Source organism: Mycetocola zhadangensis, assembly GCF_003668565.1.
Lineage (GTDB): Bacteria > Actinomycetota > Actinomycetes > Actinomycetales > Microbacteriaceae > Mycetocola_A > Mycetocola_A zhadangensis.
The window spans coordinates 1,146,376-1,170,453 of record NZ_RCWJ01000001.1 but is presented as its reverse complement, the minus strand read 5'-3'; the positions used below and the strand labels follow the sequence as shown (position 1 = coordinate 1,170,453).

At 62.7% G+C, this 24,078-nt stretch carries 22 protein-coding genes; 15 read left to right on the top strand and 7 right to left on the bottom strand.

Annotated elements, in window-relative coordinates:
• Positions 1-91: 91 nt before the first annotated feature.
• From D9V28_RS05625 to D9V28_RS05610, 4 genes are read right to left on the bottom strand one after another with little or no spacing between them, the layout of a single operon-like run.
• Positions 92-712, bottom strand: coding sequence for a response regulator (locus tag D9V28_RS05625; RefSeq protein WP_121658660.1), 621 nt, complete (start codon positions 710-712; stop codon positions 92-94).
• A complete protein-coding gene (locus D9V28_RS05620) occupies positions 709-2,055 on the bottom strand; it encodes a sensor histidine kinase (protein WP_220700452.1) in 1,347 nt (448 codons plus the stop codon). Before D9V28_RS05620 ends, D9V28_RS05625 begins: the two co-directional genes overlap by 4 nt.
• Positions 2,056-2,061: 6 nt before the next feature.
• Positions 2,062-2,826, bottom strand: coding sequence for an ABC transporter permease (locus tag D9V28_RS05615; protein WP_220700451.1), 765 nt, complete (start codon positions 2,824-2,826; stop codon positions 2,062-2,064).
• The gene (locus tag D9V28_RS05610) at positions 2,826-3,761 is read right to left on the bottom strand and encodes an ABC transporter ATP-binding protein (protein ID WP_121658659.1); all 936 of its coding nucleotides are present in this window, start codon (positions 3,759-3,761) and stop codon (positions 2,826-2,828) included. The genes D9V28_RS05615 and D9V28_RS05610 overlap by 1 nt, the downstream gene beginning before the upstream one ends.
• A gap of 120 nt (positions 3,762-3,881) precedes the next feature.
• On the opposite strand from D9V28_RS05610, the gene D9V28_RS05605 reads away from it, so the two are divergent.
• Positions 3,882-4,259: a cupin domain-containing protein gene (locus D9V28_RS05605; protein ID WP_121658658.1), complete on the top strand. Its 378-nt coding sequence runs from the start codon at positions 3,882-3,884 to the stop codon at positions 4,257-4,259.
• A 106-nt stretch (positions 4,260-4,365) separates the two neighbouring features.
• On the opposite strand, the gene pknB is transcribed toward D9V28_RS05605, so the two are convergent.
• Together pknB and D9V28_RS05595 are read right to left on the bottom strand one after the other, a co-directional pair.
• Positions 4,366-6,303, bottom strand: a complete 1,938-nt coding sequence (gene pknB / locus D9V28_RS05600; protein ID WP_183086431.1) for a Stk1 family PASTA domain-containing Ser/Thr kinase — start codon at positions 6,301-6,303, stop codon at positions 4,366-4,368.
• A 112-nt stretch (positions 6,304-6,415) separates the two neighbouring features.
• The gene (locus D9V28_RS05595; RefSeq protein WP_121658917.1) at positions 6,416-7,375 is read right to left on the bottom strand and encodes a LysM peptidoglycan-binding domain-containing protein; all 960 of its coding nucleotides are present in this window, start codon (positions 7,373-7,375) and stop codon (positions 6,416-6,418) included.
• A gap of 352 nt (positions 7,376-7,727) precedes the next feature.
• On the opposite strand from D9V28_RS05595, the gene D9V28_RS05590 reads away from it, so the two are divergent.
• The gene (locus tag D9V28_RS05590; RefSeq protein WP_121658656.1) at positions 7,728-8,060 is read left to right on the top strand and encodes an Rv2175c family DNA-binding protein; all 333 of its coding nucleotides are present in this window, start codon (positions 7,728-7,730) and stop codon (positions 8,058-8,060) included.
• 55 nt (positions 8,061-8,115) lie between these two features.
• On the opposite strand, the gene D9V28_RS05585 is transcribed toward D9V28_RS05590, so the two are convergent.
• Positions 8,116-9,222: a polyprenyl synthetase family protein gene (locus D9V28_RS05585; RefSeq protein WP_121658655.1), complete on the bottom strand. Its 1,107-nt coding sequence runs from the start codon at positions 9,220-9,222 to the stop codon at positions 8,116-8,118.
• 79 nt (positions 9,223-9,301) lie between these two features.
• On the opposite strand from D9V28_RS05585, the gene D9V28_RS05580 reads away from it, so the two are divergent.
• From D9V28_RS05580 to ftsZ, 13 genes are all read left to right on the top strand, one after another.
• Positions 9,302-9,685: a DUF3040 domain-containing protein gene (locus D9V28_RS05580; protein WP_121658654.1), complete on the top strand. Its 384-nt coding sequence runs from the start codon at positions 9,302-9,304 to the stop codon at positions 9,683-9,685.
• A 405-nt stretch (positions 9,686-10,090) separates the two neighbouring features.
• A complete protein-coding gene (mraZ, locus tag D9V28_RS05575) occupies positions 10,091-10,522 on the top strand; it encodes a division/cell wall cluster transcriptional repressor MraZ (protein ID WP_121658653.1) in 432 nt (143 codons plus the stop codon).
• A gap of 103 nt (positions 10,523-10,625) precedes the next feature.
• Positions 10,626-11,582 (top strand): 16S rRNA (cytosine(1402)-N(4))-methyltransferase RsmH, encoded by a 957-nt coding sequence (gene rsmH, locus D9V28_RS05570; RefSeq protein ID WP_183086430.1) that lies wholly within the window; start codon positions 10,626-10,628, stop codon positions 11,580-11,582.
• Positions 11,579-12,166, top strand: a complete 588-nt coding sequence (gene ftsL, locus D9V28_RS05565) for a cell division protein FtsL (protein ID WP_121658651.1) — start codon at positions 11,579-11,581, stop codon at positions 12,164-12,166. The genes rsmH and ftsL overlap by 4 nt, the downstream gene beginning before the upstream one ends.
• Before the next feature lie 32 nt (positions 12,167-12,198).
• Positions 12,199-13,983, top strand: coding sequence for a peptidoglycan D,D-transpeptidase FtsI family protein (locus D9V28_RS05560; RefSeq protein ID WP_121658650.1), 1,785 nt, complete (start codon positions 12,199-12,201; stop codon positions 13,981-13,983).
• Between the two features lie 75 nt (positions 13,984-14,058).
• Positions 14,059-15,474 carry a UDP-N-acetylmuramoyl-tripeptide--D-alanyl-D-alanine ligase gene (locus tag D9V28_RS05555; RefSeq protein ID WP_121658649.1) on the top strand — a complete coding sequence of 472 codons (1,416 nt, stop codon included), beginning with the start codon at positions 14,059-14,061 and terminating at the stop codon, positions 15,472-15,474.
• Entirely contained in the window at positions 15,468-16,562 is a 1,095-nt protein-coding gene (gene mraY, locus D9V28_RS05550; protein WP_121658648.1) for a phospho-N-acetylmuramoyl-pentapeptide-transferase, read from the top strand. Before D9V28_RS05555 ends, mraY begins: the two co-directional genes overlap by 7 nt.
• Before the next feature lies 1 nt (position 16,563).
• Entirely contained in the window at positions 16,564-18,081 is a 1,518-nt protein-coding gene (murD, locus tag D9V28_RS05545) for a UDP-N-acetylmuramoyl-L-alanine--D-glutamate ligase (RefSeq protein WP_121658647.1), read from the top strand.
• Positions 18,050-19,264 (top strand): putative lipid II flippase FtsW, encoded by a 1,215-nt coding sequence (gene ftsW / locus D9V28_RS05540; RefSeq protein WP_121658646.1) that lies wholly within the window; start codon positions 18,050-18,052, stop codon positions 19,262-19,264. The genes murD and ftsW overlap by 32 nt, the downstream gene beginning before the upstream one ends.
• Positions 19,261-20,343, top strand: a complete 1,083-nt coding sequence (locus D9V28_RS05535) for a UDP-N-acetylglucosamine--N-acetylmuramyl-(pentapeptide) pyrophosphoryl-undecaprenol N-acetylglucosamine transferase (protein WP_121658645.1) — start codon at positions 19,261-19,263, stop codon at positions 20,341-20,343. The genes ftsW and D9V28_RS05535 overlap by 4 nt, the downstream gene beginning before the upstream one ends.
• 66 nt (positions 20,344-20,409) lie before the next feature.
• Positions 20,410-21,807, top strand: coding sequence for a UDP-N-acetylmuramate--L-alanine ligase (murC, locus tag D9V28_RS05530; protein ID WP_121658644.1), 1,398 nt, complete (start codon positions 20,410-20,412; stop codon positions 21,805-21,807).
• Between the two features lie 3 nt (positions 21,808-21,810).
• On the top strand, positions 21,811-22,734 hold the full coding sequence (locus D9V28_RS05525; RefSeq protein ID WP_121658643.1) for an FtsQ-type POTRA domain-containing protein: 924 nt from the start codon (positions 21,811-21,813) through the stop codon (positions 22,732-22,734).
• Between the two features lie 147 nt (positions 22,735-22,881).
• Entirely contained in the window at positions 22,882-24,078 is a 1,197-nt protein-coding gene (gene ftsZ / locus D9V28_RS05520) for a cell division protein FtsZ (RefSeq protein ID WP_121658642.1), read from the top strand.

Below are 24,078 nucleotides of genomic sequence, written 5' to 3'. Positions count from 1 at the left end.
GACGCACGAAGAAATCCCCAAGCTGTATGGCTCGGGGATTTTTTCGTGCGTGCGGACTGAGTCATACGGCGCCGGGGCGAACCCTCTGGCGTCAAGTGAGCAGGCGGCGGCGGTAGCCCTCGGCGACCGCTGAGGCGCGGTCGCGAACGCCGAATTTGTCGTAGATGTGTTGCAGGTGTGTCTTGATACTCGCTTCACCGATGAACAATGCCGATGCAACCTCCCGGTTGGAACTGCCGTTCGCGACCAGTTGCAGCACCTCTCGCTCGCGATCCGTCAAGGCGCCGGGGCCGGGCTTCCGAATCTGCCCGAGCAATTGCTGGGTCACCGACGGAGCGAGCACCGATTCTCCTCGCGCGGCCGCACGGACGGCTCGCATCAGTTCGTCCGGCAATGCGTCCTTCAGGAGATATCCGATCGCGCCCGCCTCGATGGCTGGCAGCACGTCGCTCTCGCTGTCGAAGGTAGTCAGGATCAACACTCGTGCGGAGGGGGAGTGCTCTCGCAGGGCTGCGGTCGCTGCGACGCCGTCCATGCCAGGCATTCGAAGGTCCATGAGCACGACGTCTGCTGAAAGAAGCGTCGCCCGTGAGATGCCTTCGGCGCCGTCCGCGGCCTCGCCGACCACGACGATGTCATCAGAGCCCGCAAAGGTGTCGCGGAGACCGCCCCTCACGATCGGGTGGTCGTCAACGATCACGAGTCGAATCATGAGTGGATCTCCCTTGCTGCTCTCGTGCCCCCGGGCGCGATCGCCGGCACCCGCGCGCTGACGGATGTTCCTTCGCCCCGTGCGCTCTGCACCTCTACGTGACCGCCGACCCCTCTGATGCGTTGGCGCATGCTTGTCAGGCCGAAGCCCGTCCCGTCGACCTCAGTAAAACCGCGTCCGTCATCCCGGACGTCCAGCAGCACCTCGTTGCCGGTGTAAGACAGCGTGACACCGACACGTGAGGCCTGCGCATGCTTCGCCACGTTGGTTAGTGACTCCTGTGCGACCCGGAAGAGCGAGACTTCGATCGCCGGGCTCAGCGGTTCTCCGTGGCCAGTGACCTCCACCCGCGCACTGATCCCTTGTTCCTCCGACCATCGCTCAACTAGCGTGCGCACCGCGTCAGGGAGGTGAGCTCGTCCGAGTTCCTGCGGAGCGAGCGCTTGCACCGACCGTCGAGCTTCGGTGAGGCTACTGCGGGCCAGGCGAAGTGCTCGAGCGACATGCTCTTCAGTTTCGCCCTGGACAGCCGCGGAGCGCTGCGCGGCTTGCAACTGTGTGATGATGCCGGCGAGGCCCTGAGCGAGTGTGTCGTGTATCTCGCCAGCCAATCGTTGTCGCTCATCCTGAGCTCCGGACTCGCGCGCCTGGGCGACCAATTGAGCGTGAAGCCCGGCGTTCTCGTGCAGCGTCGCCTCGAGCCGCTCGACAAGTTCTTCCCGCTTCCGTTCCTCCGGCTCGCTGCGGGCCGTCAGCAGAATACCCACCCCGATGGCCGCAGTCTGAACGGTGACGATCAGGGCGAACTCTGCGATCGTTTCGGGAGTCGCATTAGCCCACACCCCCATCGTCGAACCGTTCAGAACCACAGAGGTGGCAAGAACTCCGGCCACCCCAAGAGGCCACGGCCTGAGCAGGTAGGCGTGAAAGAATCCGGCGATGGTGAAGACGAGGAAGATGACGGAGTGAGCCATGAGGGCGACGCACAACGCGAGCAGCCCCACGAAGAAGACGCATGCGGGAACAGGTCGGAGCGACCGCCTCCTGAGGGGCAGCGTATGACCGAACAGCACCCACAACACCGAGACCGCGACCAACCCGAGGACGGATGCGCCCTCGGGCCAGAATCCCTGACCGGAAGAGGGAAGCACCCACGCGAAGTAGATCGTCGCCGAGGTCGTCAGCAACAGCCAGGGGGCGACGAGTTGCAGCCTGTCCCAGACACGCAGTTGCTCTGCTTTCCACGCCAGCCGGGAGTGAGTGGAGTTATTCGCCGGTTCCTCGATCGCAAATTCGTGCGTCCCAAAGCTCGGGTGCTCACCGGCTCGGGTATCCCGCATCATCGACATCTACTCCCAACGGAAGAGCTTAGCGGCGATCGCGGTGGTGACAATGGCAATACCAGCCATCGCCGCAATCTGCAGCCAGAAGGGCAAACCCCCGTTTGTGGCGGTGATCTCGCCCGCTTCCACTGACCATGCCGTGGTCAGGGCCTGCAGCCCTGGCGGTATGAACTCGCCAACCGCGCGCAGCATGTCGGGCATGACGACGCGGGGCAGGAACGCTCCTCCGAAGAACATCAGGGCAACGAACAGAAGTGTACCGATCTGGGTCGCGGCACTGCTCGTGCGGGCTACCGCCGCGGAGACCAAGCCGATCCCAAGCAGGGCCGCATAGCCGACGATGAAGGCGGCGACGAACTCGAGAGGCCGCTCGGGCGGAGCGATGCCAAGCACCGCCCACGCGGAGATGATCAGGAGCGCCGCGGACGCGACCACTGATGCGAATGCGACGATCATCTGGGCGAGCAGAATGCTCCCCGGCGGCGCGGGGGTGGTCGACAGTCTCCGAAGGATCCCACGTTCGCGATAGGTCGCGATCACCGCCGGGATGTGTTGCACGGCGATCATCACCATTCCGAACACCAGCGCGGTTGGCGCCCAAATGTCGATGGATCGTAGCCCGCCGGTGTCCGGCGTTGACTCCCTGAGCGCTGGGACGGCGCCCATTCCGAGGAGGAGCGCCGTCGGGAACAGCACGCCGAAGAGAACGGTGGCAGAGTCTCGAAGGAAGAGTCTGGACTCAATTTTGACCATCTGGGGAAGAGCGCGCATCAATCAACCTTCCTCTCGAAGGGTATAGACGAGTCCGGGGCGCGTCCCGTCAGGGCCACGAACGCGTCGTCGAGGTTGCGCTGGTCGACACGCAGATCCTCCGCCACAACCTGCGCTCTGGCGAGGGCCCCGGCGACACTGGTCAGAAACTGTCCATTCCCTGTGACCGTCCAGCGTCCGTCACTCATATCGACGGAAGTTACGTCGGGAAGGTCGGTGAGAATGCTCTTATCGAGAGGCTGGCGGAGGCGGAACCGGACCTGCTGCGAAGCGCTCGACCGAGCGATCAGACCTGCGGGCGTATCCACTGCGGCGACCCGCCCGCCATCGATGACGGCGATCCTGTCGCTGAGGCGCTCAGCTTCATCCATGAAGTGCGTGACGAGGATGATTGTCACGCCGGCGTCGCGAACCCTTTCGATGAGGCTCCACGTATCCCGTCGGGCCTGCGGGTCCAACCCCGTCGTGAGTTCGTCCAGGATGGCAATCTTCGGGGTGCCCACTAGCGCGAGTGCGATTGACAGTCGTTGCTTCTGTCCGCCGGAGAGGGCCTTGTATCTGGTGTGGCGCTTCTCGGTTAGACCCAGGAGATCCATGAGCTCACGCCAGTCAGCGGGGTTCTGGTAAAAGGAGCTGTACAGCTCGAGGGCTTCCGAGACCTTAATCGCATCGGGAAAACTGCTCTCCTGCAGCTGCACGCCGAGTCGCTCGCGCACCTCCGCCCGGTCCTTGACCGGGTTGAACCCCAGCACAGAAATTGATCCAGAGTCTGGCGTGCGCAGGCCAGCGATGCTCTCAACTGTCGTGGTCTTGCCGGCGCCGTTGGGCCCGATGATGCCGAAAATTTCGCCCTCTTCCACGGTGAAGGAGACCTCGTCGACGGCAACGTGCTTACCGTAGCGTTTGTGCAGATTCCGTACTTCTATAGCGTCCATACTGCGAAGTTACGAGCACACGCCACCCCACTACATCGACCGTAGCGTCTGAGCATAGGTTGATTCAGGGCTCCACCATTCGGTGGATGTATTCGTTCACGTGCGCCGTAGGATTTCGTTATGACCGACGGTGTCCTCAACGTGCAGAACGCCCTCTCCTCAATCGAGGAGCATTGGCAGCCGCATCGCCTCACCAGTATCAATGACTACGACGTCAAGGTGGTCAGGATGCAGGGGGAGTTTGTGTGGCACACCCACCCGGATACAGACGAATTCTTCATGGTCGTTGAGGGTGAGTTGACCATCCAACTTCGGGATCGGAACGTCACCCTGGGTCCGAACGATGTGTTCGTCGTACCGAGGGGCATCGAGCATTGCCCACAAGCGGCCGGCGAAGTTCGCGCAATCCTGATTGAGCCGAAGGGCACTATCAATACGGGAGACGCCGGAGGCGACAGAACGGCGCAGCTCCGGGAGATCAACGAGGTAGCCAGATAGCCGGGTAGCTGCTCTGTGGCCTGAGAAACAAACGTGCATCATCGTGCTGTCAGTGCATCGGTCGTGACGGGCGGACTCCGTCAGGCCCAATTGCGAGCGTGCGCGGTTAGGGCGCTTCGAAGAGGTACGAGGTCAGGGTGACCGTCGAGCCACGCTTGATGGCGGTTCCTGCCGGTGGGTCAGACTGGTCGACAGTGACGAGCGGGAATCCCCAGTTGGCTTCGGCTACGTCGCTGATGACCTTGACGCTGAACCCGAGCTCCTCAAGCTGTGTCTTGGCTTCGGCAAGCACCTTGCCTGCGACGTCTGGGACGGAGACCAGATCCTGGCCCTTAGACACGATCAGCGTGGCTGAATCGCCTGGACGAATTGTGCCGTCCGGCAAATCGGCGTTGATGACAACTCCCTTGTCGACCTCGTCGCTGAACTCTTCCCGGTTTTTGTCCGCAACGAGGAGCCCGCGTTCGGTCAGGGTGCTTCGTGCCTCGTCTGGGCCCATTCCGCTCACCGAGGGGATGCTGCCGAGCGATACGGCAAGATTCACCGTCTCACCCTGGAGGATTTCACCGCCGGCCGACAGATCCGCGTCAGTGGCAGCATCCGTCGCCGCAAGAACGATTCCCTCATCAGCGTCACCGTTGAACTGTTCGTCAACAGTGCCCAGAGTGAGCCTGTTCTCGGAGAGGAACGCCTCGACGTCGGTTCTCGGCATGCCCGCCAGCGCGGGCATCGCTACGGGAGCGCGGCCGAGTGAAACATTCACCGTGACTGCACTGCCCTTATCGACCAGGGCTCCCTGAACAGGGTTTGTGCTCGAGACCAGACCAGCCGCCACGTCGAAGCTGTACTCCTCGCCCCGTGTCACCTCGAGGCCGAGGTCAATCAGGGCCTGCGATGCGGCATCCGGGTTCTCATTGACCAGTGAGGGTATGGAGACGTGCGAGCCAGGGCCAGCGGCAAAGTACCAGCCGGTGCCGCCGGACAGCGCGGCGAGGAGCAGGACAAGTGCGAGGATCCAGTAGCCCTTTGTGCGCCGTTTCGCTGCGACCGTGCTGAGCGCGGATGCAGCGTCGACGGGATCGACAGGGTCGGTGCGCATCGAGGGGGAGGTCAGCACCTGCGTGAACCCGGCTGCATCGCTTGCCGGCGGTGTGCTGGCCATCACCATGGTGGCCTGCGTGTTCGCGGATCCGCCGTAACCGAGCTGGTTCTCGACCTCCCGGAGACGCTCGAGAAGTTCGCGTGCGTCGTTCGGACGCTGGTCAGGCGAGCGCTCTGTCGCCCACAGGACGAGGTCGTCGAGTGCGTCAGGAACGTCCGGGTTCACCGCGCTCGGGCGCGGGACCGACTCATTGGCGTGCTGGTACGCGATCTGCATCGGCTGTTCGCCCTTGTACGGCTGTTCGCCGGTGAGCATCTCGTACATCATGATGCCGAGCGCGTAGATGTCGCTGCGTGCATCCGCCACGCCGCGGGTGACGAGCTCGGGGGAGAGGTAAGCAATCGTGCCGAGCAGCGATTGTCCGGTCGCCGTGTTGGCGCTTGCCGCACGGGCGAGCCCGAAGTCGCTGATCTTGATGCGACCGTCGTCAGCGAGAAGCACGTTTTCGGGTTTTACATCGCGGTGGATGATGCCGGCACGGTGTGCCGCAGCGAGGCCGCTGGTGACGGCGTCCATGATGTCAATCACCTGACGTGGGGTCAGCTTGCCGTGATCGCGAAGCAACTCGCGAAGGGTGATGCCTGGCAGGTACTCCATCACCAGGTAAGCGAGATCCGAGTCCTGGCCCTGATCGAAAACGCTCACAACATGAGGATCTGCGAGCCGTGCCGCGCTCCGCGCTTCCTGAACGAAACGGTTGCGGAAATTACTGTCATCCGCGAGGTGGCCGTGCATGACCTTGATGGCAACGCGCCGTTCGAGGCGTCGGTCTGTGGCGAGATAAACGGTCGCCATGCCGCCGCGGGCGATTCGAGAGCGCACGTCATAACGGTCGTCAATGAGACGGCCGATAATCGGGTCGGTCTGCTGGCTGGTTGTCACGAACGAAAGTCTATGGAGCCATGCCCACCTGGCGCTGGCAAAACACCGCATGGCCCACTAATCAGGGGCAATTCGTGACCTGATCGTAAGTTTCGCCGGGCGTGTGAACCGGTCAACCGAGTTCGGCGAGCCAGGAGCGCGCTGACGCTTCCCATTTCGCGTAGGCGTCCGGGTGTTCCGACTTCTGGACAGCCTGGGCGGCCGCGGCGACGCTCATCGACTTCCAGCCGGGAACGTCGAGCAGGCCGCTCGTGAGGCCCGGGTTCGGGTTCGACGAGCCGCCGAAGAAGGCCTTGGTCGCCCGCACCGGGTCGAGGATCTGATCGGGAGTTCCCCATCCCATGCTCGGGCGTTGCTGGAACAGACCCAGGGAGTCGCGATCGCCGAATTGCACGTTGCGGAGGCTCGACTCCTGTGCGGCGGCAGCCAGCGCGATCACAATGCCGTGGTCGCCCACTCCGATCGACCTGGCGGTCGAAACGATCACAGCGGCGTTGGCCCGCATCTCTGCCGACATCTGCGTCACCGTCTGAGGTGCGGAGGGGGCAGGCGAAGACACCGGCGGAGCGGGAGCTGGAGCGGGAGCTGGCGCGGACTGTGGAGTTCCGGCTGCGGGAATAGTGATGTTCTGGCCGGGGTAAATGATGCTGGCCGAGCTGAGCCCGTTGGCGGCGAACACGGCTGCGACCGTCACTCCATGGGCTGAGGCGATGCCTGAAATCGTGTCGCCGGAGAGGACTGTGTACGTCGAGGTGGCCGGAGCGGGAGGCGCTGGCGCGGTCGGCGCGGCGTCCGGGCTCGCAGTCGCGCCGCTCAGCATCAGCACTTGCCCGGGGAAGATCATGCTTGACCAGCCAAGCCCGTTGAGGGTGAGGACGGATGCCGTTGCCAGACCGAACTTTGCAGCGATGCCCGAGATGGTGTCGCCGGATTCGACTGTGTACTGGGCCGGTGCGGCCTGGACAGCGACAGGTGTCGGGGCGGCCTTGGGCAGTGAGGGCGCCGGAACGCTCGAGCGCGGCTGAGGAGAGGACGCCGAGGAGTGCGCCGCGGCAGGCAAAGCAATTTGCATGCTGGCAGCGAGGGAACCCGTCAGAACGAGCGGCAGCGTGAGGTTGCGTGCGCGGCGGCGACTCGCCGCACGGGCTTCCGTGTCGCGCTCGGCTGCCTCTCGCTCCGTGAGCGAGTTAGTGGTGGGCTCGTCGGTAGTGGGCAGATCTGGAGAAACTAAGTGAGACGCTGATGGCAACGGCATGGAATGACCCCCGTTCGTGTGACATCCGGTAGTCACGCTCCCACAGATCCGTGCCAGGAGTCAATCACTGAGGCCATTGTGATGAACGTGACTGGTGTGAATTGGCGTGTCCGCGAATGAAAGGGTGAGATCGCTTCCGGTGGCGTGGCAGACTCGTAGCGTGACAAATATGTTTCCTGAGCGACAGTGGCTGACTCTTTCCGAGATCGCTGACGCAGTAGGCGTGACCCAGAGCCGTATCCGCAAACTCATCGAAGAACGCCAGCTGCTCGCGGTCAAACGCGAGGGCGTGCTGAGCGTACCCGCGGACTTCCTCCGCGACAATGAACCGATGAGCGAACTCCGCGGAACCCTTTTCGTACTCGCTGACGCTGGTTTCCGTGATGATGACGCCATGCGGTGGCTCCTCACCGAAGAAGAGAGCTTGCTGGTCGCGCCGATCGATGCGCTTCGCGCTGGACGCAAAGCCGAGGTTCGTCGCGTGGCCCAGGCTCTCGCCTGAGTCAGCTCCGTTTCAGTCCGAGCTTTTTGATTACTTTTAATCCGGACCGACGCGTTTAGTGCGATCGACGCGTCACAGCATCGGCGAGTTCGCGTAGTTGCGCTGAGGCCTGAGCCGATAGCGGTGCTGGGTCGAGTGCTGCGATCGCGCGCTCGACGTTGTTGTCGATCATCGCCTCGATCTGGTCGACCGCGCCGGACTCACGGATCGTCGCTTGAAGCGACGAAACCTGGCTGCCGGTGAGTTCGGGGTCTCCGAGAAGCTCGTCGAGAATGCGTCGAGCCGACGCGGGGATCGCGGCTCGAGTCAGAGCGATGAGCACTGTGCGCTTTCCTTCGCGAAGATCATCGCCGCTCGGCTTGCCGGTAACGGTCGCGTCCCCGAAGACGCCAAGCAGGTCGTCCCTCAACTGAAAGGCGACGCCGAGGGGGAGGCCGAAAGACCTCAGAGATGAGAGCTGCTCCTCCGTGGCGCCCGCAAGGAGGGCGCCGAGCGCCAGCGGACTTTCGATGCTGTATTTCGCAGACTTGTAGATGAGCACCTGCTGGGCGCGGCCCAATTGAGAATCGTCGTCATGGGAGCGCCACGCGCGCTCCTCGAGGATGTCAAGGTACTGCCCGGCGGTCACCTCGGTGCGCATCCTGTTGAACTCGGAGCGCGCGGCTCGAGCCACCGGCCGAGCGCAGTTGTCGAGGGCTTCGTCGAGGAGCTCGTCGCTCCATCCGAGGAGGAGGTCGCCGAGCAGCGTTGCGGCCGCTCGGCCGTATTCATCACCATTGCCGGCCCACGTTCCCTGCCTGTGCAATTGCTCAAATCGACGGTGTGCGCTCGGCGCGCCTCGACGGGTGTCCGAGTTGTCGATGATGTCGTCGTGCACCAGCGCCGCCGCGTGGAAAATCTCCAGCGCGCTTGCCACCGAAATGACGTCCGAAAGGGTTGCGCTTCCGCTCACGGCGGGGTGCTCTGGTGCTTCCGAGACGCTCTGCCAGCCCCAGTAGCAAAAGCGGGCACGGAAGCGCTTGCCACCGCTGAGAAAGTCCCTAGAAAAGGCAGCGAAGGGATCGAGCCCTGAGCCCACTTGGGAGAGAATTGACTCTCGCGATGCAATGAAATCACCGATCCGAGACTGGACAAGGTCGTTCAGGTTGACGGTTTCATTCACATCGCTAGCCTAGCCATCGGAGCAAGGCTAGAATTGACACAGATGAACCTGCGTCGAACCCGAAGTTGGAGGGAACATCATGCCACTGTCTGAACAGGAGCAACGGCTTCTCGATGAGATGGAGCGCAACCTCTACAGGAACGACGCTGATTTCGTATCGACCGTCGGGAATCGAAAGGGGCGACCGAGCTATCGCAATATCGCGATCGGCTGTGTTGTCACAATCGTCGGTGCCGGTGCGCTGGTTGCCGGCGTCATCTTGCAACAGCCCATCATTGGCATCATCGGCTTCGCCGCCATGCTCGTCGGTGTGATGGTGGCGATCTCCCCAGGCAAGGGATCGGCAAGCTCGACTCCCGAGTCGCCGTTTACGGGAGCTTCGCGCGGATCAAAACCGAAAGCATCCGCTTCGTTCATGGATCGAATGAATGATCGCTGGGACAAGCGACAGGACGACCGCTAACCTCCACCAGATCCTCGCCGTTAGCTGCCGCCGGGGCACATAAACTCTTCACCGTTTGTCGGGCCGACCATAGTGGTCGGCCCTTTTTTGTTGCCTTTTCTGGGGCGGCACGTCTCGCCGGTGATCGCTGGCGCTCATTTTTCGCGCCCCGATAGCGATCCTCCACTGCCCTCCACTTCAGGCCCAGGCGTGTGCGGTCCTCGCCTTGGACCCCTGTGTGGCCGCGCCGCAGCATCCCCCGATGCAGATCGTCTCCATTTCCCTCCACTCGACAGTTCCCAGTGTTGGCGCGCCAATTTGCGAGTCCAAACCCATTGATTCCCGCGATTTCGTAGATATGTGGTGCTAAGTGGAGTAAAGTGGAGGCAACCTGATGCTTGGCCGGAATCGAAGGGGGATCTGCCGATGTTTCTTGGCACCTACGCCCCCAAGCTCGACGAAAAAGGCCGGATCATCCTTCCCGCGAAGTTTCGCGAGGAGCTGGCCGGGGGAGTCGTCATGACTCGCGGGCAGGAGCACTGCGTCTATGTGTTCAGCACGCGCGAGTTCGAGGCGCTCCACGACAAGATCCGCCAGGCACCGGTTACAAGCAAGCAGGCCCGCGACTACCTCCGCGTCTTTCTCTCCGGAGCGAGCGCTGAGACACCCGATAAGCAGAACAGGGTGACCGTTCCGGCTTCGCTGCGAACCTACGCAGGGCTTTCGCGTGACCTCACAGTGATCGGAGCGGGCAGCCGCGCTGAGATTTGGGACACCGAAGCGTGGGAGAAGTACCTCGAGGAGCAGGAAGCTGCCTTCGCCGACACAGCAGAGGAGGTGATTCCTGGATTGTTCTAGTCCCTGAGCTCTGACTCCCAGCCGTTCGCTCGCCCTGGCACACTTCCCCGGTGCCAGGTCGGAATGGATGGGGATCAGGATTCAGGGGCAATCCGGAAAAGCTATGGAATTTAACAACATTCACACCCCGGTCATGCTCGAGCGCACGGTCGAGCTGCTCAGCCCAGCGCTCTCGAAGCCTGGTGCTGTCCTCATCGATGCGACCCTCGGCATGGGTGGGCACGCCGAAGCTTTTCTGGAGCGCTTCCCGGAACTGCAGCTCGTTGGCCTCGACAGGGACCTGGACGCACTCGCCATTGCCGAAGAGCGCCTCAAAAGATTCAGCAGCAGGTTCCACCCTGTACACACGGTTTACGACGGAATCGCTGACGCACTGGACGGTCTGGGATTTGCCGCGGCAGATGGCATCCTCTTCGATTTGGGTGTTTCGTCGCTTCAGCTTGACCGCGCTGAGCGCGGATTCTCCTATTCCCAGGACGCGCCGCTCGACATGCGAATGGATGCGACGAGCGAGCTAACCGCTGAGGTGATCCTCGCCACCTACCGCGAGGGTGACCTTCGACGCATCTTTGAGGACTACGGCGAAGAGAAGCTTGCGGCTCGATACGCCCGCAAGATTATCGAGGCACGACAGATCGAACCGATCACCAGGTCCGGTCAACTCGTTCAGCTGCTGCAGGACGCAACGCCCGCAGCCCTGTCCCGCGCCGGGCACCCCGCCAAGCGCGTATTTCAGGCGCTTCGCATCGAGGTCAACACCGAACTCAGCGTTCTCAAGCGGGCAATTCCCGCCGCACTCGGAACCCTCTCCGTAGGTGGGCGAATCGTGGTGCTGTCCTACCAGTCCCTCGAAGACCGCATCGTGAAACGCGATCTCTCGGCGGCGACCTCATCGACTTCTCCGGCCGACCTCCCGGTTGAGCTTCCCGAGCACAGTGCCAGGTTCCGGCTACTCGTTCGAGGAGCCGAACTGGCGACGGATGACGAAAAAGCAGCGAACCCGCGAGCGACACCCGTTCGCTTGCGTGCAGCAGAACGACTGAAAGCAGAAAACTCATGAGTGCGAACCTGGCGACATCGTTCCCCCTCTCCACCCCGGCGGCGCCGAGGCGGAACACGCCAGAGCGCCCGCTTCGCGCTGTCCCGGCGAGCACCGCACGACGTGCACGGCCAAAGATTGCCTACGCGGTGGGTGCCGTAGCCGGCATTCTGGCGATTGTTGTCACGCAGCTTTTACTCAGCGTTGGACTCAGCCATGGTGCGTATGAGATGTCCGCTTTGACTCAGCAGCAGACGCAACTGACCTGGGAGAAGCAGGCAGTCACTGACAACCTGCTTGAGGTCTCATCGCCACAGTTCATCGCCGCAAACGCTCAGGCGCTCGGCATGGTCATCAGCGGAACTCCCGCATATCTCCGGCTTTCCGACGGCGGGATCGTCGGGGTGCCCGCCGCTGGGACAGCAGACAGCAGCGTTCCGGTCGGCGCGTCCACGCTCGTGGCGAACTCCCTGATCGCTGACCTCCCGCTCGTCACGGTTCCGGAACAAACCGTTGATCCTGCCAACTCTGGCGTGGCAGACGCTGCGGCGCCGGCGGCGCCCATATCGTTGGACAACGGGATCCCGTCGCCTCAGACCCACTAAACGCCGGGGCTTAGGCGCGAAGGACAAACGCAGTGAAACATTCGCTCTCGACACGGCGCAGGGTGGCAGCAGCCATCGTCTGCGTGATCGCTATCGTCGGAGTCTTCGTCGTTCGCCTCGTGGATATCCAAGTTGTCCGAGCGAGCGCGCTCGTGGATGACTCCCTGACAAAAACGTCCAGCGAAGGAACGATCTACGCTCCGCGCGGATCTATCGTCGACACGAACGGGACGAAGCTGGCCGGAAGCGTCACTCTTTTCGATGTCACGATCTCGCCTAAGGACGTCGACGAATTCTCGCGCACCGGCGAGGATGGCAACAAAACCACAGTCACCGTCGAGCAGGCCATGGCCGAGATCGGTGCGGTCACCGGCCAGTCCAAAGAGGAATTGCTCGCGATCGTCGATGGTGCCCTCGCCGCGGACCCGTCGAGCAACTTCGCCTATCTGATCAAAGGCGTTGAGTACGACACCTACCAGGCGCTCCTCGAACTCAAAAAGCAAGGCATCTGGTGGATCTACCCGAAGCAGACCTCGGGACGCACATATCCAAACGGGGCGATCGCCGGAGGCGTCATCGGGTATGTCGGGAGCGATAACGCCGGTCTCGGCGGCCTAGAACTTTCCGAGAACAGCTGCCTGACCGGGACCAACGGCCAGGAAGCGTACCAAAGGAGCAAGGACGGCGTCGCGCTGCCAGGAACCACGACCATCACCAAGGAACCTGAACCGGGTGGCGAGCTCAAACTCACGCTCGACGCCGATCTGAACTGGTACATGCAGCAGCTCGTCGCCTCCCAGGTGGAGGCTCAGGGCGCGGCATGGGGAACGATCACTGTCACCGAAGCGAAGACGGGCAAGATCCGAGCGATCGCTGAGGCCCCGTCACTCGACCCCAACAACATCACGGCGACGGCGTCCGATGACCGCCGGTCCTATGTGTTCCAAAACCGGTTCGAACCTGGGTCGGTGTTCAAGCCGCTGACCGCCGCGTCCCTGATCGACGCTGGGCTGGCGACGCCGGCCTCACAGGTCATCGCTGACTATCGGTACAAGCCGTCGAACGGTGCGAGCATCAAAGACGCACTGCCGCACGAGCGCCAGCAGCTCACCCTGGCCGGCGTACTGCAGACCTCGTCCAACACAGGCACCAGCCAGTTGGGCGAGAAGCTGAGCCCTGAGAAGCGTTACAACTACCTCGACGCATTCGGTATCGGTCACAAGAGTTCGATTGATTTCCCGGGGGAGCAGCAGGGCACGCTGCACCCGTGGCAGGAATGGGACAACCAGACCTACTACACGACCATGTTCGGCCAGGGTGTCGACGTGACAGGCATCGAACTCGCCGGTGCATACCAAGCCCTGGCTAACCTCGGCGAAAAGCTCCCTCTGCAGCTGATCGAAGGGTGCACGTACCCCGACGGGACCGTCACCGACGTGCCCGCTGAAGGGAAACCTCAGCGCGTTGTATCCGAGGAAGCAGCGCTGCAAACCCTCGGAATGATGGAAACCGTCGTCACAGAGGGCTTCTGGTCTGAAGAGCTCGAGATCCCCGGCTACCGCGTCGCTGCGAAGTCCGGAACGGGTGAACAGATCATCGGCGGTATACTTCAAGACACGTTCTATTCATCAATGGCCGGTGCTTTTCCGGCCGACGACCCTGAATACGTCGTGACCGTGACCCTGAAAGACCCGCTCTACAAGCGCTCATCAGCGGCAGCGGCACCCGTGTTCAAGGAAGCCGTCCTCCAGGTGATCAAGAAGTACGGAATCCCACCGTCGACAACGCCCGGCGCCGACTACCCGGGCTTCTACTAACCCCGTGCGCGAGACACCAGCTTCTCGCTGCATCGGCACCAGTGCGAAAGCCTGCGTGCCTGAAAGAAATTTCCTATGATTCGTTTGACCCTTTCCGAGATTGCCGAACGGCTGTCCGGTTCCCTGCATCTTTCCGAGACGGATGCCACTGGCGAGACAATCGTCGATGGTCCCGTTGAGACCGATTCACGGGAGATCGTGCCCGGTGGGGTTTTTGTTGCCAAACGTGGCGATGACACAGACGGTCACCTCTTCGTCGGCGCCGCCGTCGATCGCGGCGCGGCCCTGGCCATCGTCGAACACCCGGTGAAGGACGCCATCGCGCAGATCGTCGTTTCGGATGCCGTTATCGCGCTGGGGGAGTTCGCCCAGTTCGTCGTTGAGCGCGTTCGTTCAGCAGGTGACCTCACGGTCATCGGCATCACGGGATCCAACGGCAAAACAACGACCAAGAACATGCTCGAACGCATTCTCTCGGAAGAGGCCGAGACCGTCGCGCCGGTCCGCTCCTTCAATAACGCGGTTGGTGCTCCGACAACCATGCTCCGCATCACCGAATCGACCAGGTACCTCATCGTGGAGATGGGCGCGAGCGGGATTGGACATATCGCTCGACTCGTGGAACTCGCCAAGCCCGACATTGGAGTTGTGCTGAAAGTCGGACTTGCCCACGCTGGCGGATTCGGCGGCATCGAGTCCACACTCGCGGCCAAGACCGAAATGGTGGCCGATCTAGACACCGACAGCATCGCCGTGCTCAACGCTGACGACGCCCGGGTGGCGTCGATGGCAGACAAAACCCGCGCCAGCGTTCTCACATTCGGCGAAAACGAGTCAGCGATGATTCGCGCGACAGACATCGTCGGCACGCGGACCGGGACCACGTTCATCGCACACGCTCCGGACGAAGAACCGGTCAAGGTACGGCTTCGCGTCCTGGGAGAACACCACGTCTCCAACGCGCTTGCGGCTCTCACCGTCGCATCAACGCTCGGAGTTCCGCTCGCGCGGGCGGCGGCTGCGCTCGAGACGTTGGAGCGGGCGGAGCGTTGGCGCATGGAGGTGCTCGGCGGCAAGGACGACGTCACGATCATCAACGACGCGTACAACGCCAGCCCGGACTCGATGGCGGCGGCGATCAAAACGCTCGCGCAGATTTCAGAGCCGTCCAAGCGCACGATCGCCGTGCTCGGTGCGATGAGCGAACTCGGTGAATATTCGGGTGATGAACACGACAGAATCGGCCTGCAACTCGTCCGGCTGAACATTTCGCGACTCGTGGTCGTCGGGCCAGAAGCCCGCCGAATGCATATCAGCGCCATCAACGAGGGTTCCTGGGACGGTGAGAGCGTGTACTTTGGCGATATGGATGCGGCTTACGACTACCTCGCCGCAGAGATCATCCCCGGAGACACAGTCCTTGTGAAGTCCTCCAATTCTGCCCAACTACGATTCCTGGGTGACCGGTTAGGAGAACTGTTCTCGTGGTAGCACTCCTCACGGCCGCGGCGTTGTCGATGGCCTTCTCTCTCTTCCTCACCCCGGTCTTCGTCAAGCTGTTCCGAAAGCTCCAGTGGGGTCAGTTCATCCGCGATGACGGTCCCAAATCCCACCACGCGAAGCGGGGAACGGCGACGATGGGTGGCATTGTCATCATCCTGGCGACGCTGTTCGGCTTCTTCACCGCCATGATCATCACGGGTGACGCGATCAGTGTTTCCGCACTCCTCGTGCTCTTCATGATGGTCGGGCTGGGCATCGTTGGCTTCATCGACGATTTCACGAAGACGCGCAAACAGCGCAGCCTCGGGCTGACAGGCTGGGCGAAGGTCTTCGGTCAGGTTGTCGTCGCCGTGATCTTCGGCATCCTCGCCATTAACTTCCCGAGCGCTGAAGGGGTCACCCCGGCGTCGACAGCCATCTCGGTGACGCGCGATCTCCCACTGAACCTCATGATCCTCGGTCCAGTGATCGGAGTGGTGCTCTACCTCCTGTGGACCAGCTTCCTCGTCACAGCGACCTCGAATGCCGTCAACGTCACCGACGGACTGGATGGGCTGGCAACAGGAGCGTCCATCCTCGCGTTCGGATCGTACGTCGTCATCGGCTTCTGGCAGTACAACCAATCCTGTTTCGGGGCGTCCATTGCCGACGAAGTCGCGTACAAGTGCTACGAAGTCCGCGATCCTCTGGCTTTGGCTATCGTCGCCGCCGCGATCGCAGGCGCACTTGTCGGCTTCCTGTGGTGGAACACGTCGCCAGCGTCGATCTTCCTCGGTGACACCGGCTCGCTTGCGCTCGGTGGAGCCATTGCCGCGCTTGCGATCCTCACCCGCACCGAGCTCCTGCTCGTGCTCATCGGTGGCCTCTTCGTCATCGAGACCGGCTCGGTCATCGTGCAGCGCGGTTACTTCAAACTCACCCACGGCAAGCGGATCTTCCGAATGAGCCCTATCCACCACCACTTCGAGCTCAAGGGATGGGCTGAAGTGACCGTCGTCGTACGGTTCTGGATCGTCGGTGGGCTCCTCGCAGCAGCCGGTGTCGGAACCTTCTACCTCGAATGGATCCTGCGCTAACATGTCCGACCGCTTGAACTCGCTCACCAGCTGGCACGCGAACTGGAAAGGCCTTCGGGTCGCCGTACTTGGTCTCGGCGTCACCGGCTTTGCCGCGGCAGACACGCTCGCGGAACTCGGAGCTGACGTCCTCGTGCTCGCGCCAGAGGGCGACAACGAACGCGCGGGCCTTGTGGGTGTCATCGGCGCGCGGCTCGTCCAGACCGATCTCTCCCAGGTGCCTGTCGACCTTGACGAGCACCATCCAGAGGTGCTCATTGTGTCGCCGGGTTTCCACCCCGATCACCCATTGCTCGAGTGGGCAGCTCGCAACCAGGTCACCGTATGGGGAGACATCGAGCTCGCCTGGCGAGTCCGCGACAAGACGGGCACTCCCGCCGAGTGGATCCTTGTCACCGGAACAAACGGCAAGACCACGACCGTCCAGCTCGCGGCCGCGATGCTCGCAGAGGCTGGGCTTCGAGTCGCACCGTGCGGAAACATCGGAGTGCCGGTCCTCGACGCCGTTCGTGACCCCCAGGGCTTCGATGTGTTCGTCGTTGAGCTCTCCAGCTACCAGTTGCACTACCTCGGAGCGCAGGCCGGCCCGGACTTCGTCACACCGTTCTCGAGCGCGTGCCTGAATATCGCGCTGGACCACATCGATTGGCACGGCTCGTTCGACGCGTACGTTGCGGCGAAGGGACAGGTCTACGACAGGACCCGCGTCGCATGCGTGTACAACAAATCTGACTCGCGTACCGAAGCCCTGCTTCGAGACGCGGACGTTGAAGAGGGCGCACGCGCCATCGGATTCGACCTGGGCGTACCCGGCCCAAGCGATTTCGGCATTGTCGACGGCATAGTTGTTGACCGTGCGTTCCTGGAGGAGCGGTCGACCTCCGCGCTCGAGGTCACCACCGTCGCCGACCTGGATGCTGCGGGCCTCGCGGCGCCACACATCGTTGCCAACGTCCTCGCTGCGAGCGCACTCGCACGCTCGTATGGCGTGACACCCGCGCAGGTGCGCTCAGCACTCAACAAATTCCGACTCGACGCCCACCGGATCCAGCCCGTTCTGACACGCAACAACATCAGCTGGATCAACGACTCGAAGGCGACGAACCCGCACGCCGCGAACGCGTCGCTCGGGGCATACCCTTCAGTGGTCTGGATCCTCGGCGGACTGCTCAAGGGCGTCGACGTCGGAGACCTCGTTGCCCGACACAGCGACCGGCTCCGCGGTGCGGTCATCATCGGCAAGGACCGGTCCGCCATCCTCGGCGCATTCGAGCGACACGCGCCCCACGTCCCTCTCGCCGAGGTCGACGCGGATCACACTGAAGATGTCATGCCGCAAGCCGTGGACCTTGCGTCGCGACTCGCAGTTGCTGGTGATGTGGTGCTCCTCGCACCCGCCGCCGCATCGATGGACCAGTTCACGGATTACGCGGAACGTGGCCGACTGTTTTCGAACGCTGTACGTGAACGATGGGAAGGTGAGGCAGATGAGCGCCCCACCAACCAACCGTTCGCTTAGCGAAGACACCGGCGCCAGAAGTTCGAGGATACGACTGGGCGCATACGTTCGCCCGGAATCGAGCAATTACCTGCTCGTCCTCTGCACAACTGTGTTTCTCGTTGGCGTTGGTCTCGTCATGGTGCTCTCCAGTTCCTCCGTCGATTCCTTCCTCGACAACAAGGGATTCTTCGGCGGCTTCTGGAAGCAGGCGACCTACGCGCTGATCGGCATTCCGTTGATGCTCGTGATTTCCCGCATCCCGGTGCGCTTCTGGAAGAAGTGGGCCTGGCTCGCGCTCTTCGGCGCTCTTGTCCTCCAGCTCCTTGTGTTTACCCCTCTCGGCATCACCGAGGGTGGAAACCGCAACTGGATCGCGATCGGGCCCATCAATGGCCAGCCCTCCGAACTGCTGAAGCTTGCCCTTGCTGTCTGGCTTGGATTCATTCTGGGCAAGAAGATCAACCTGCTGAGCGACTGGAAACACGCGCTCATTCCCGTTGTCCCTGTCTCCGCCATCGCGCTGGGCCTCGTCCTCGGCGGAAGGGACCTCGGAACCGTCGTCATCATGGCTGGCATCGTGATCGGTGCCATGTTCTTCGCGAACCTCAAGCTTCGCTTCCTGCTCGTCCCCGTTCTCGCCGGTGTTGCCCTCTTCGCGGTGATGGCCCTCATCAGCCCGAACCGGATGGCGCGCATCCTCACCTTCCTCGACGAAGAGTGCGCCGACTACGAGAACCTCTGCTGGCAGCCGCTTCATGGCACCTGGGCGCTGGCAAACGGGGGAGTGTTCGGCCTGGGGCTCGGTAACTCGCGCGAAAAGTACTCCTGGCTGCCCGCTGCGTCGAATGACTACATCTTTGCCATCATCGGTGAGGAACTCGGTCTGATCGGGGCGACAGTCGTCCTCATCATGTTCGTGCTCCTCGCTGTGTCCTTCGTTCGTGTGATCCGTGCCAGCTCCGACCCGTTCGTCCGCATCACAACCGGCGCTATTTTGGTCTGGATCATCGGCCAGGCGTTCGTAAACATCGGGGTCGTACTCAGGCTCCTCCCGGTTCTCGGTGTTCCACTTCCCTTTATCTCAGCGGGAGGAACGGCACTCCTGACGTCCCTCTGCGCCGTTGGCATCGTGCTGTCATTTGCACGCGAGCAGGCCTCGAAACCCCGATTCCCCTTAGCAGGAGAGCGATATACCCGATGACGAACTACCTTCTCGCTGGCGGAGGTACCGCTGGCCATGTGAACCCTCTTCTCGCAATAGCGGATGCCATTACCGAACGTGACCCAGACGCTCACGTTCTCGTTCTTGGAACGAAGGAAGGCCTTGAGGCCAGGCTCGTCCCTGAGCGTGGCTACGAACTCCTGACCATCGAAAAGCTGCCGTTTCCCCGCAAGCTGAACGGTTCAGTGTTCAGCTTCGCCCCCCGGTTCTCAGCGGCCGTCGCGAGTGTGGTCGAGATGATCTCCACCCATCAGATCGATGTTGTCGTTGGCTTCGGCGGCTACGCCTCAGCACCGGCATATCTCGCCGCTCGACGGGCGAAAGTTCCGCTTGTCCTGCACGAGGCGAACGCGAAGCCCGGGCTGGCTAACCGGCTGGGCGCGCGCTACACGAAATTCGTCGGTGTGGCGTTCCACGGCACCCGGCTGCGCAACTCGCGATTCGTCGGGATGCCGCTCCGCCGCGAAATCGAACGGCTTGACCGGGACGCTGCCCGCCGCGAGGCCCGAGACGTCTTCGACCTCGCGGACGACCGGCCGACCCTCCTCGTCACTGGCGGATCACTGGGTGCGCGCAAGGTCAACAAGACCATCTACGACTCCCGCGACATGATCATCGACGCCGGCTTCCAGATCCTGCACATCACGGGGGACAAATCCGACCTGACCGACCCGGGCACGAGGCATTACCGGATGGCGCCATACTGTGACCGCATGGACCTCGCCCTCGCCGTCGCTGACTTCACGGTTTCACGCGCGGGGGCCGCAACGGTCTCGGAACTGAGCGCCCTCGGTATTCCCGCCGCATATGTCCCATACCCGGTTGGAAACGGTGAACAGCGATACAACGCCGCTGACGCCGTGAACGCCGGCGGTGCCGTCATCGTGCTCGACGCCAAATTCACTCCCGAGTGGATTTCCTCCTCACTGATTCCGCTCATGACAGACAGGATGCGCGTTCAGGATATGGCTGTTCAGTCGCGACTCATGGGGACGCTCGAAGGGTCAAGCCGGATGCTGACCCTCATCGACGAGGCTCTCGCCACGTCGTCGTCCTGAACTCACATCCGACACGCTTAAACTCAAGCTGCCACACGGCGCGAACGACAAACAGGGAAGTACACCGTGATCAAACCCGACTTCAGCATCGAGATCCCCGACGAACTCGGCGCTGTCCACTTCGTGGGCATCGGCGGTTCAGGGATGAGCGGTATCGCCAGGCTCTTCCTCGCGGCCGGACACGTGGTCACCGGCTCCGACGTCCGTGACTCGTCGAACATCGCAGCCCTTCGCGAACTCGGAGCTACCATCAGCATCGGGCACGATGCCGCGAACGTCGGCTCCGCTGACACCCTCGTCGTCACGAGTGCCCTCTGGCCGACAAACCCTGAGTACGTACTCGCACAGGAACGCGGCATCCCGGTGCTGCACCGTTCGCAGGCCCTGGCCTGGCTGATCAACCGGAAGCGACTCGTCGCAGTCGCAGGCGCGCACGGCAAGACGACGTCAACGGGAATGATCATCACAGGGCTTCTCGGCCTGTCCGAGAGCCCCAGCTTCGTCAACGGCGGCGTCATCGAATCGCTCGGTGTGTCAAGCGCAAGCGGAACAGGTGAACTGTTCGTCGTCGAGGCCGACGAGTCGGACGGCTCCTTCCTGCTCTACGACACAGCGGTCGCGCTCATCACCAACGTCGATGCCGATCACCTCGACCACTATGGCTCTCTTGAAGCGTTTGATGACGCCTTTGTCGAGTTCGCGCAGAAGGCCTCGGAATTGGTGGTCATTTCGTCTGACGACCCTGGTGCGATCCGAGTCACCAAAAAGCTCACTGGTAAGCGCGTCATCACGTTCGGTGAAAGCCCCGACGCCGACGTCCGCGTGTCCTCGATCAGTTCCGAGGGGCTCGTTTCCTTCATTGTGAGCGTTGAAGGCCAGGACAACGGCGCCACACTTCGTGTACCCGGAAAGCACAACGCCATCAACGCGGCTGGGGCGCTTGCCGTGCTGGTTGGACTCGGTTTCGGCATTTCGGAGTCCCTTGCGGCCATCGCCGAGTTCGGCGGAACCGAACGGCGCTTCGAGCTGCACGGCACCGTTGACGGTGTGAGCGTGTACGACGACTATGCCCACCACCCGACCGAGGTCGCCGCGGCGCTGTCCGCCGCTCGAACGGTGGTGGGCAACGGCCGTATCATCGCCGTGCACCAGCCACACCTCTACAGCCGCACCCGCTTGATGGCGCGCGAGTTCGCCGACACGCTCGAGTCTCACGCAGACCACACGATCGTCCTCGATGTTTACGGCGCGAGGGAAGACCCGGAACCCGGTGTCACAGGTGCCACCGTTTCTGACAGGTTTGCGGATGCTTCGAAGGTTCGGTTCATCTCGGACTGGCAGGACGCTGCAGACTACGTTGCGTCGATCGCCCAGCCGGGAGACTACGTGATCACCCTCGGCTGTGGAGACGTCTACCGCATCGTCCCGCAACTGCTCGGGTCGCTGACGGCCGCACGGGGCTAGGCGATGAAACGTCCCTCCGGCTTCACGCCGCAGCGGCCAGCCGAGACAGGTGGGGGAGCAGGTCGACTTCCCGACGACACCCCAGCCGAGCGCCCCGACCCGATCCCGCTCTTTGGGCGGGCGGCACCGAAGCAGACCAGTGACGACGGCGGGGGCGTCCCCCCGCTCGTCAGCGCTCAGGTGAGCCCACGCGAGGCACGCAAGCAGCGCAAGCGCGTTGAGAAAGCCGAGGTCAGGCGTTTCACGGCAAGCGCCCGCCGACTCCGCCGCAACTGGCTCGTTGGTACAGGCAGTGTTGTCGTCCTCGCGCTTGTTGCGGTGGTAGCGGCATATACCCCGCTGCTCTCCGTTCGGGAGATCCAGGTGGAGGGTGCCTTCCGGGTGAACTCGGACGCTGTAGTGCAGGATTTGTCGAGCCAGCTCGGCACGCCGTTCCCCCTTGTTGACGACACAGCCATCAAGGCGGCGCTCGTGACGTACCCGCTGATCGAGTCGTACTCGGTCCAGGCGCGTCCGCCATCGACCCTCGTTGTCCGGCTCGTTGAGCGCACACCCGTTGGAGCGCTTGCAACGCCTGACGGCTTCACGGTTGTTGATGCGGCTGGCGTCGTGATCGAGGAATCGACAAGTCGGCCGCCAAACTACCCGCTCATAGCCGTTGACGGCGGCAGTGAGGCACCGGGATTCCTGTCGGCGGCAGCCGTCTTGCGGAGCCTCCCGGAAGATCTTTTCGCCACTGTGGACGAAGTGACCGCGACCACCCAGGACGACGTGACCTTCAGCCTGCGCGACGGCGATGCCAGCATCGTCTGGGGAAGCGCAGACGAGTCGAAGTTGAAGGCGTTCACCTTGACCAAGCTCATGGCCGCCCAGCCGGGTTTTGATGTCTACGACGTCAGCTCACCGAGCGTCGCCGTGGTTCGATAGCGGCGACTTTCACTCCCGGATCCCCGACACGCGGGGAGTCGTCCCTGTCGCGCGCGCAACTGGCCCTAACGTCAAATACAAGAAATGCATACTGAGCATAACTTTAAACCTTAACCTGAGGTTGAGAGTTCTCACCGGAGGCCGGACGTGACTACAAACCAGAACTACCTTGCCGTAATCAAGGTCGTCGGCATTGGCGGCGGCGGCGTCAATGCTGTCAATCGAATGATTGAGCTCGGCCTTCGCGGCGTCGAGTTCATCGCCATCAATACCGACGCACAGGCGCTGCTCATGAGCGACGCCGATGTGAAGCTCGACGTCGGACGCGAGATCACTCGCGGCCTCGGCGCCGGCGCAGACCCCGAGGTTGGCCGTCGTGCCGCCGAGGACCACGCTGAAGAAATTGAAGAAGCCCTCGCTGGCGCAGACATGGTCTTCGTCACCGCTGGGGAGGGTGGCGGTACCGGAACTGGTGGGGCGCCGGTCGTCGCGAGGATCGCGAAGTCCATTGGCGCACTGACCATCGGTGTCGTTACCAAGCCGTTCGGCTTCGAAGGACGCCGTCGCCAGGCTCAGGCTGAGCTCGGTGTCGCCAAACTCAAGGAGGAAGTCGACACGCTTATCGTCGTGCCGAACGACCGCCTGCTTGAGATCAGCGACCGCGGCATCAGCATGCTGGAGGCGTTCTCGACCGCCGACCAGGTGCTCCTCGCCGGTGTTCAGGGCATCACCGACCTCATCACGACGCCGGGCCTGATCAACCTCGACTTCGCCGACGTGAAGAGCGTTATGCAGGGCGCTGGCTCCGCTCTGATGGGCATCGGCTCGTCACGCGGCGCCGACCGCGCCATCAAAGCTGCTGAACTGGCCGTTGCATCGCCGCTGCTCGAGGCGTCGATCGAAGGCGCACACGGAGTCCTCCTCTCCATTCAGGGTGGGTCGAACCTCGGTATCTTCGAGATCAACGACGCCGCACGACTCGTGCAGGAAGCCGTTCACCCCGAGGCCAACATCATCTTCGGCGCCGTCATCGACGACACGCTTGGTGACGAGGTTCGGGTCACGGTCATCGCCGCCGGATTCGACGGTGGCGAACCGCCATCGCGCGCCACCGAGTCCGTCCGAGACGCCGTCATCACGACGGGCGGCGTCATGACGAGCGCTCCAGCAGCCGCTGCGGTCGTTTCGTCAGCTGGAAGTGACAAGGCAGCGAGCGGTGCCGTTCTTACCGAGGCGCCCCAAACCTGGCGTGTCACCGAAGAAGCGCTGTCCACTCCGCCAGCGACCGCCGATCCGGCGTTCGCGGACGAAGACGAACTCGATATCCCCGACTTCCTCAAGTAG

Coding starts and splice junctions, on each gene's coding strand:
- mraZ (WP_121658653.1), top strand. CDS start 10,091: ATGTTTCTTGGCACCTACGCCCCCAAGCTCGACGAAAAAGGCCGGATC.
- D9V28_RS05605 (WP_121658658.1), top strand. CDS start 3,882: ATGACCGACGGTGTCCTCAACGTGCAGAACGCCCTCTCCTCAATCGAG.
- ftsL (WP_121658651.1), top strand. CDS start 11,579: ATGAGTGCGAACCTGGCGACATCGTTCCCCCTCTCCACCCCGGCGGCG.
- D9V28_RS05535 (WP_121658645.1), top strand. CDS start 19,261: ATGACGAACTACCTTCTCGCTGGCGGAGGTACCGCTGGCCATGTGAAC.
- D9V28_RS05625 (WP_121658660.1), bottom strand. CDS start 712: ATGATTCGACTCGTGATCGTTGACGACCACCCGATCGTGAGGGGCGGT.
- D9V28_RS05615 (WP_220700451.1), bottom strand. CDS start 2,826: ATGCGCGCTCTTCCCCAGATGGTCAAAATTGAGTCCAGACTCTTCCTT.
- D9V28_RS05580 (WP_121658654.1), top strand. CDS start 9,302: ATGCCACTGTCTGAACAGGAGCAACGGCTTCTCGATGAGATGGAGCGC.
- D9V28_RS05610 (WP_121658659.1), bottom strand. CDS start 3,761: ATGGACGCTATAGAAGTACGGAATCTGCACAAACGCTACGGTAAGCAC.
- ftsW (WP_121658646.1), top strand. CDS start 18,050: ATGAGCGCCCCACCAACCAACCGTTCGCTTAGCGAAGACACCGGCGCC.
- D9V28_RS05620 (WP_220700452.1), bottom strand. CDS start 2,055: ATGATGCGGGATACCCGAGCCGGTGAGCACCCGAGCTTTGGGACGCAC.
- D9V28_RS05590 (WP_121658656.1), top strand. CDS start 7,728: ATGTTTCCTGAGCGACAGTGGCTGACTCTTTCCGAGATCGCTGACGCA.
- D9V28_RS05555 (WP_121658649.1), top strand. CDS start 14,059: ATGATTCGTTTGACCCTTTCCGAGATTGCCGAACGGCTGTCCGGTTCC.
- D9V28_RS05595 (WP_121658917.1), bottom strand. CDS start 7,375: ATGCAAATTGCTTTGCCTGCCGCGGCGCACTCCTCGGCGTCCTCTCCT.
- murD (WP_121658647.1), top strand. CDS start 16,564: ATGTCCGACCGCTTGAACTCGCTCACCAGCTGGCACGCGAACTGGAAA.
- rsmH (WP_183086430.1), top strand. CDS start 10,626: ATGGAATTTAACAACATTCACACCCCGGTCATGCTCGAGCGCACGGTC.
- D9V28_RS05525 (WP_121658643.1), top strand. CDS start 21,811: ATGAAACGTCCCTCCGGCTTCACGCCGCAGCGGCCAGCCGAGACAGGT.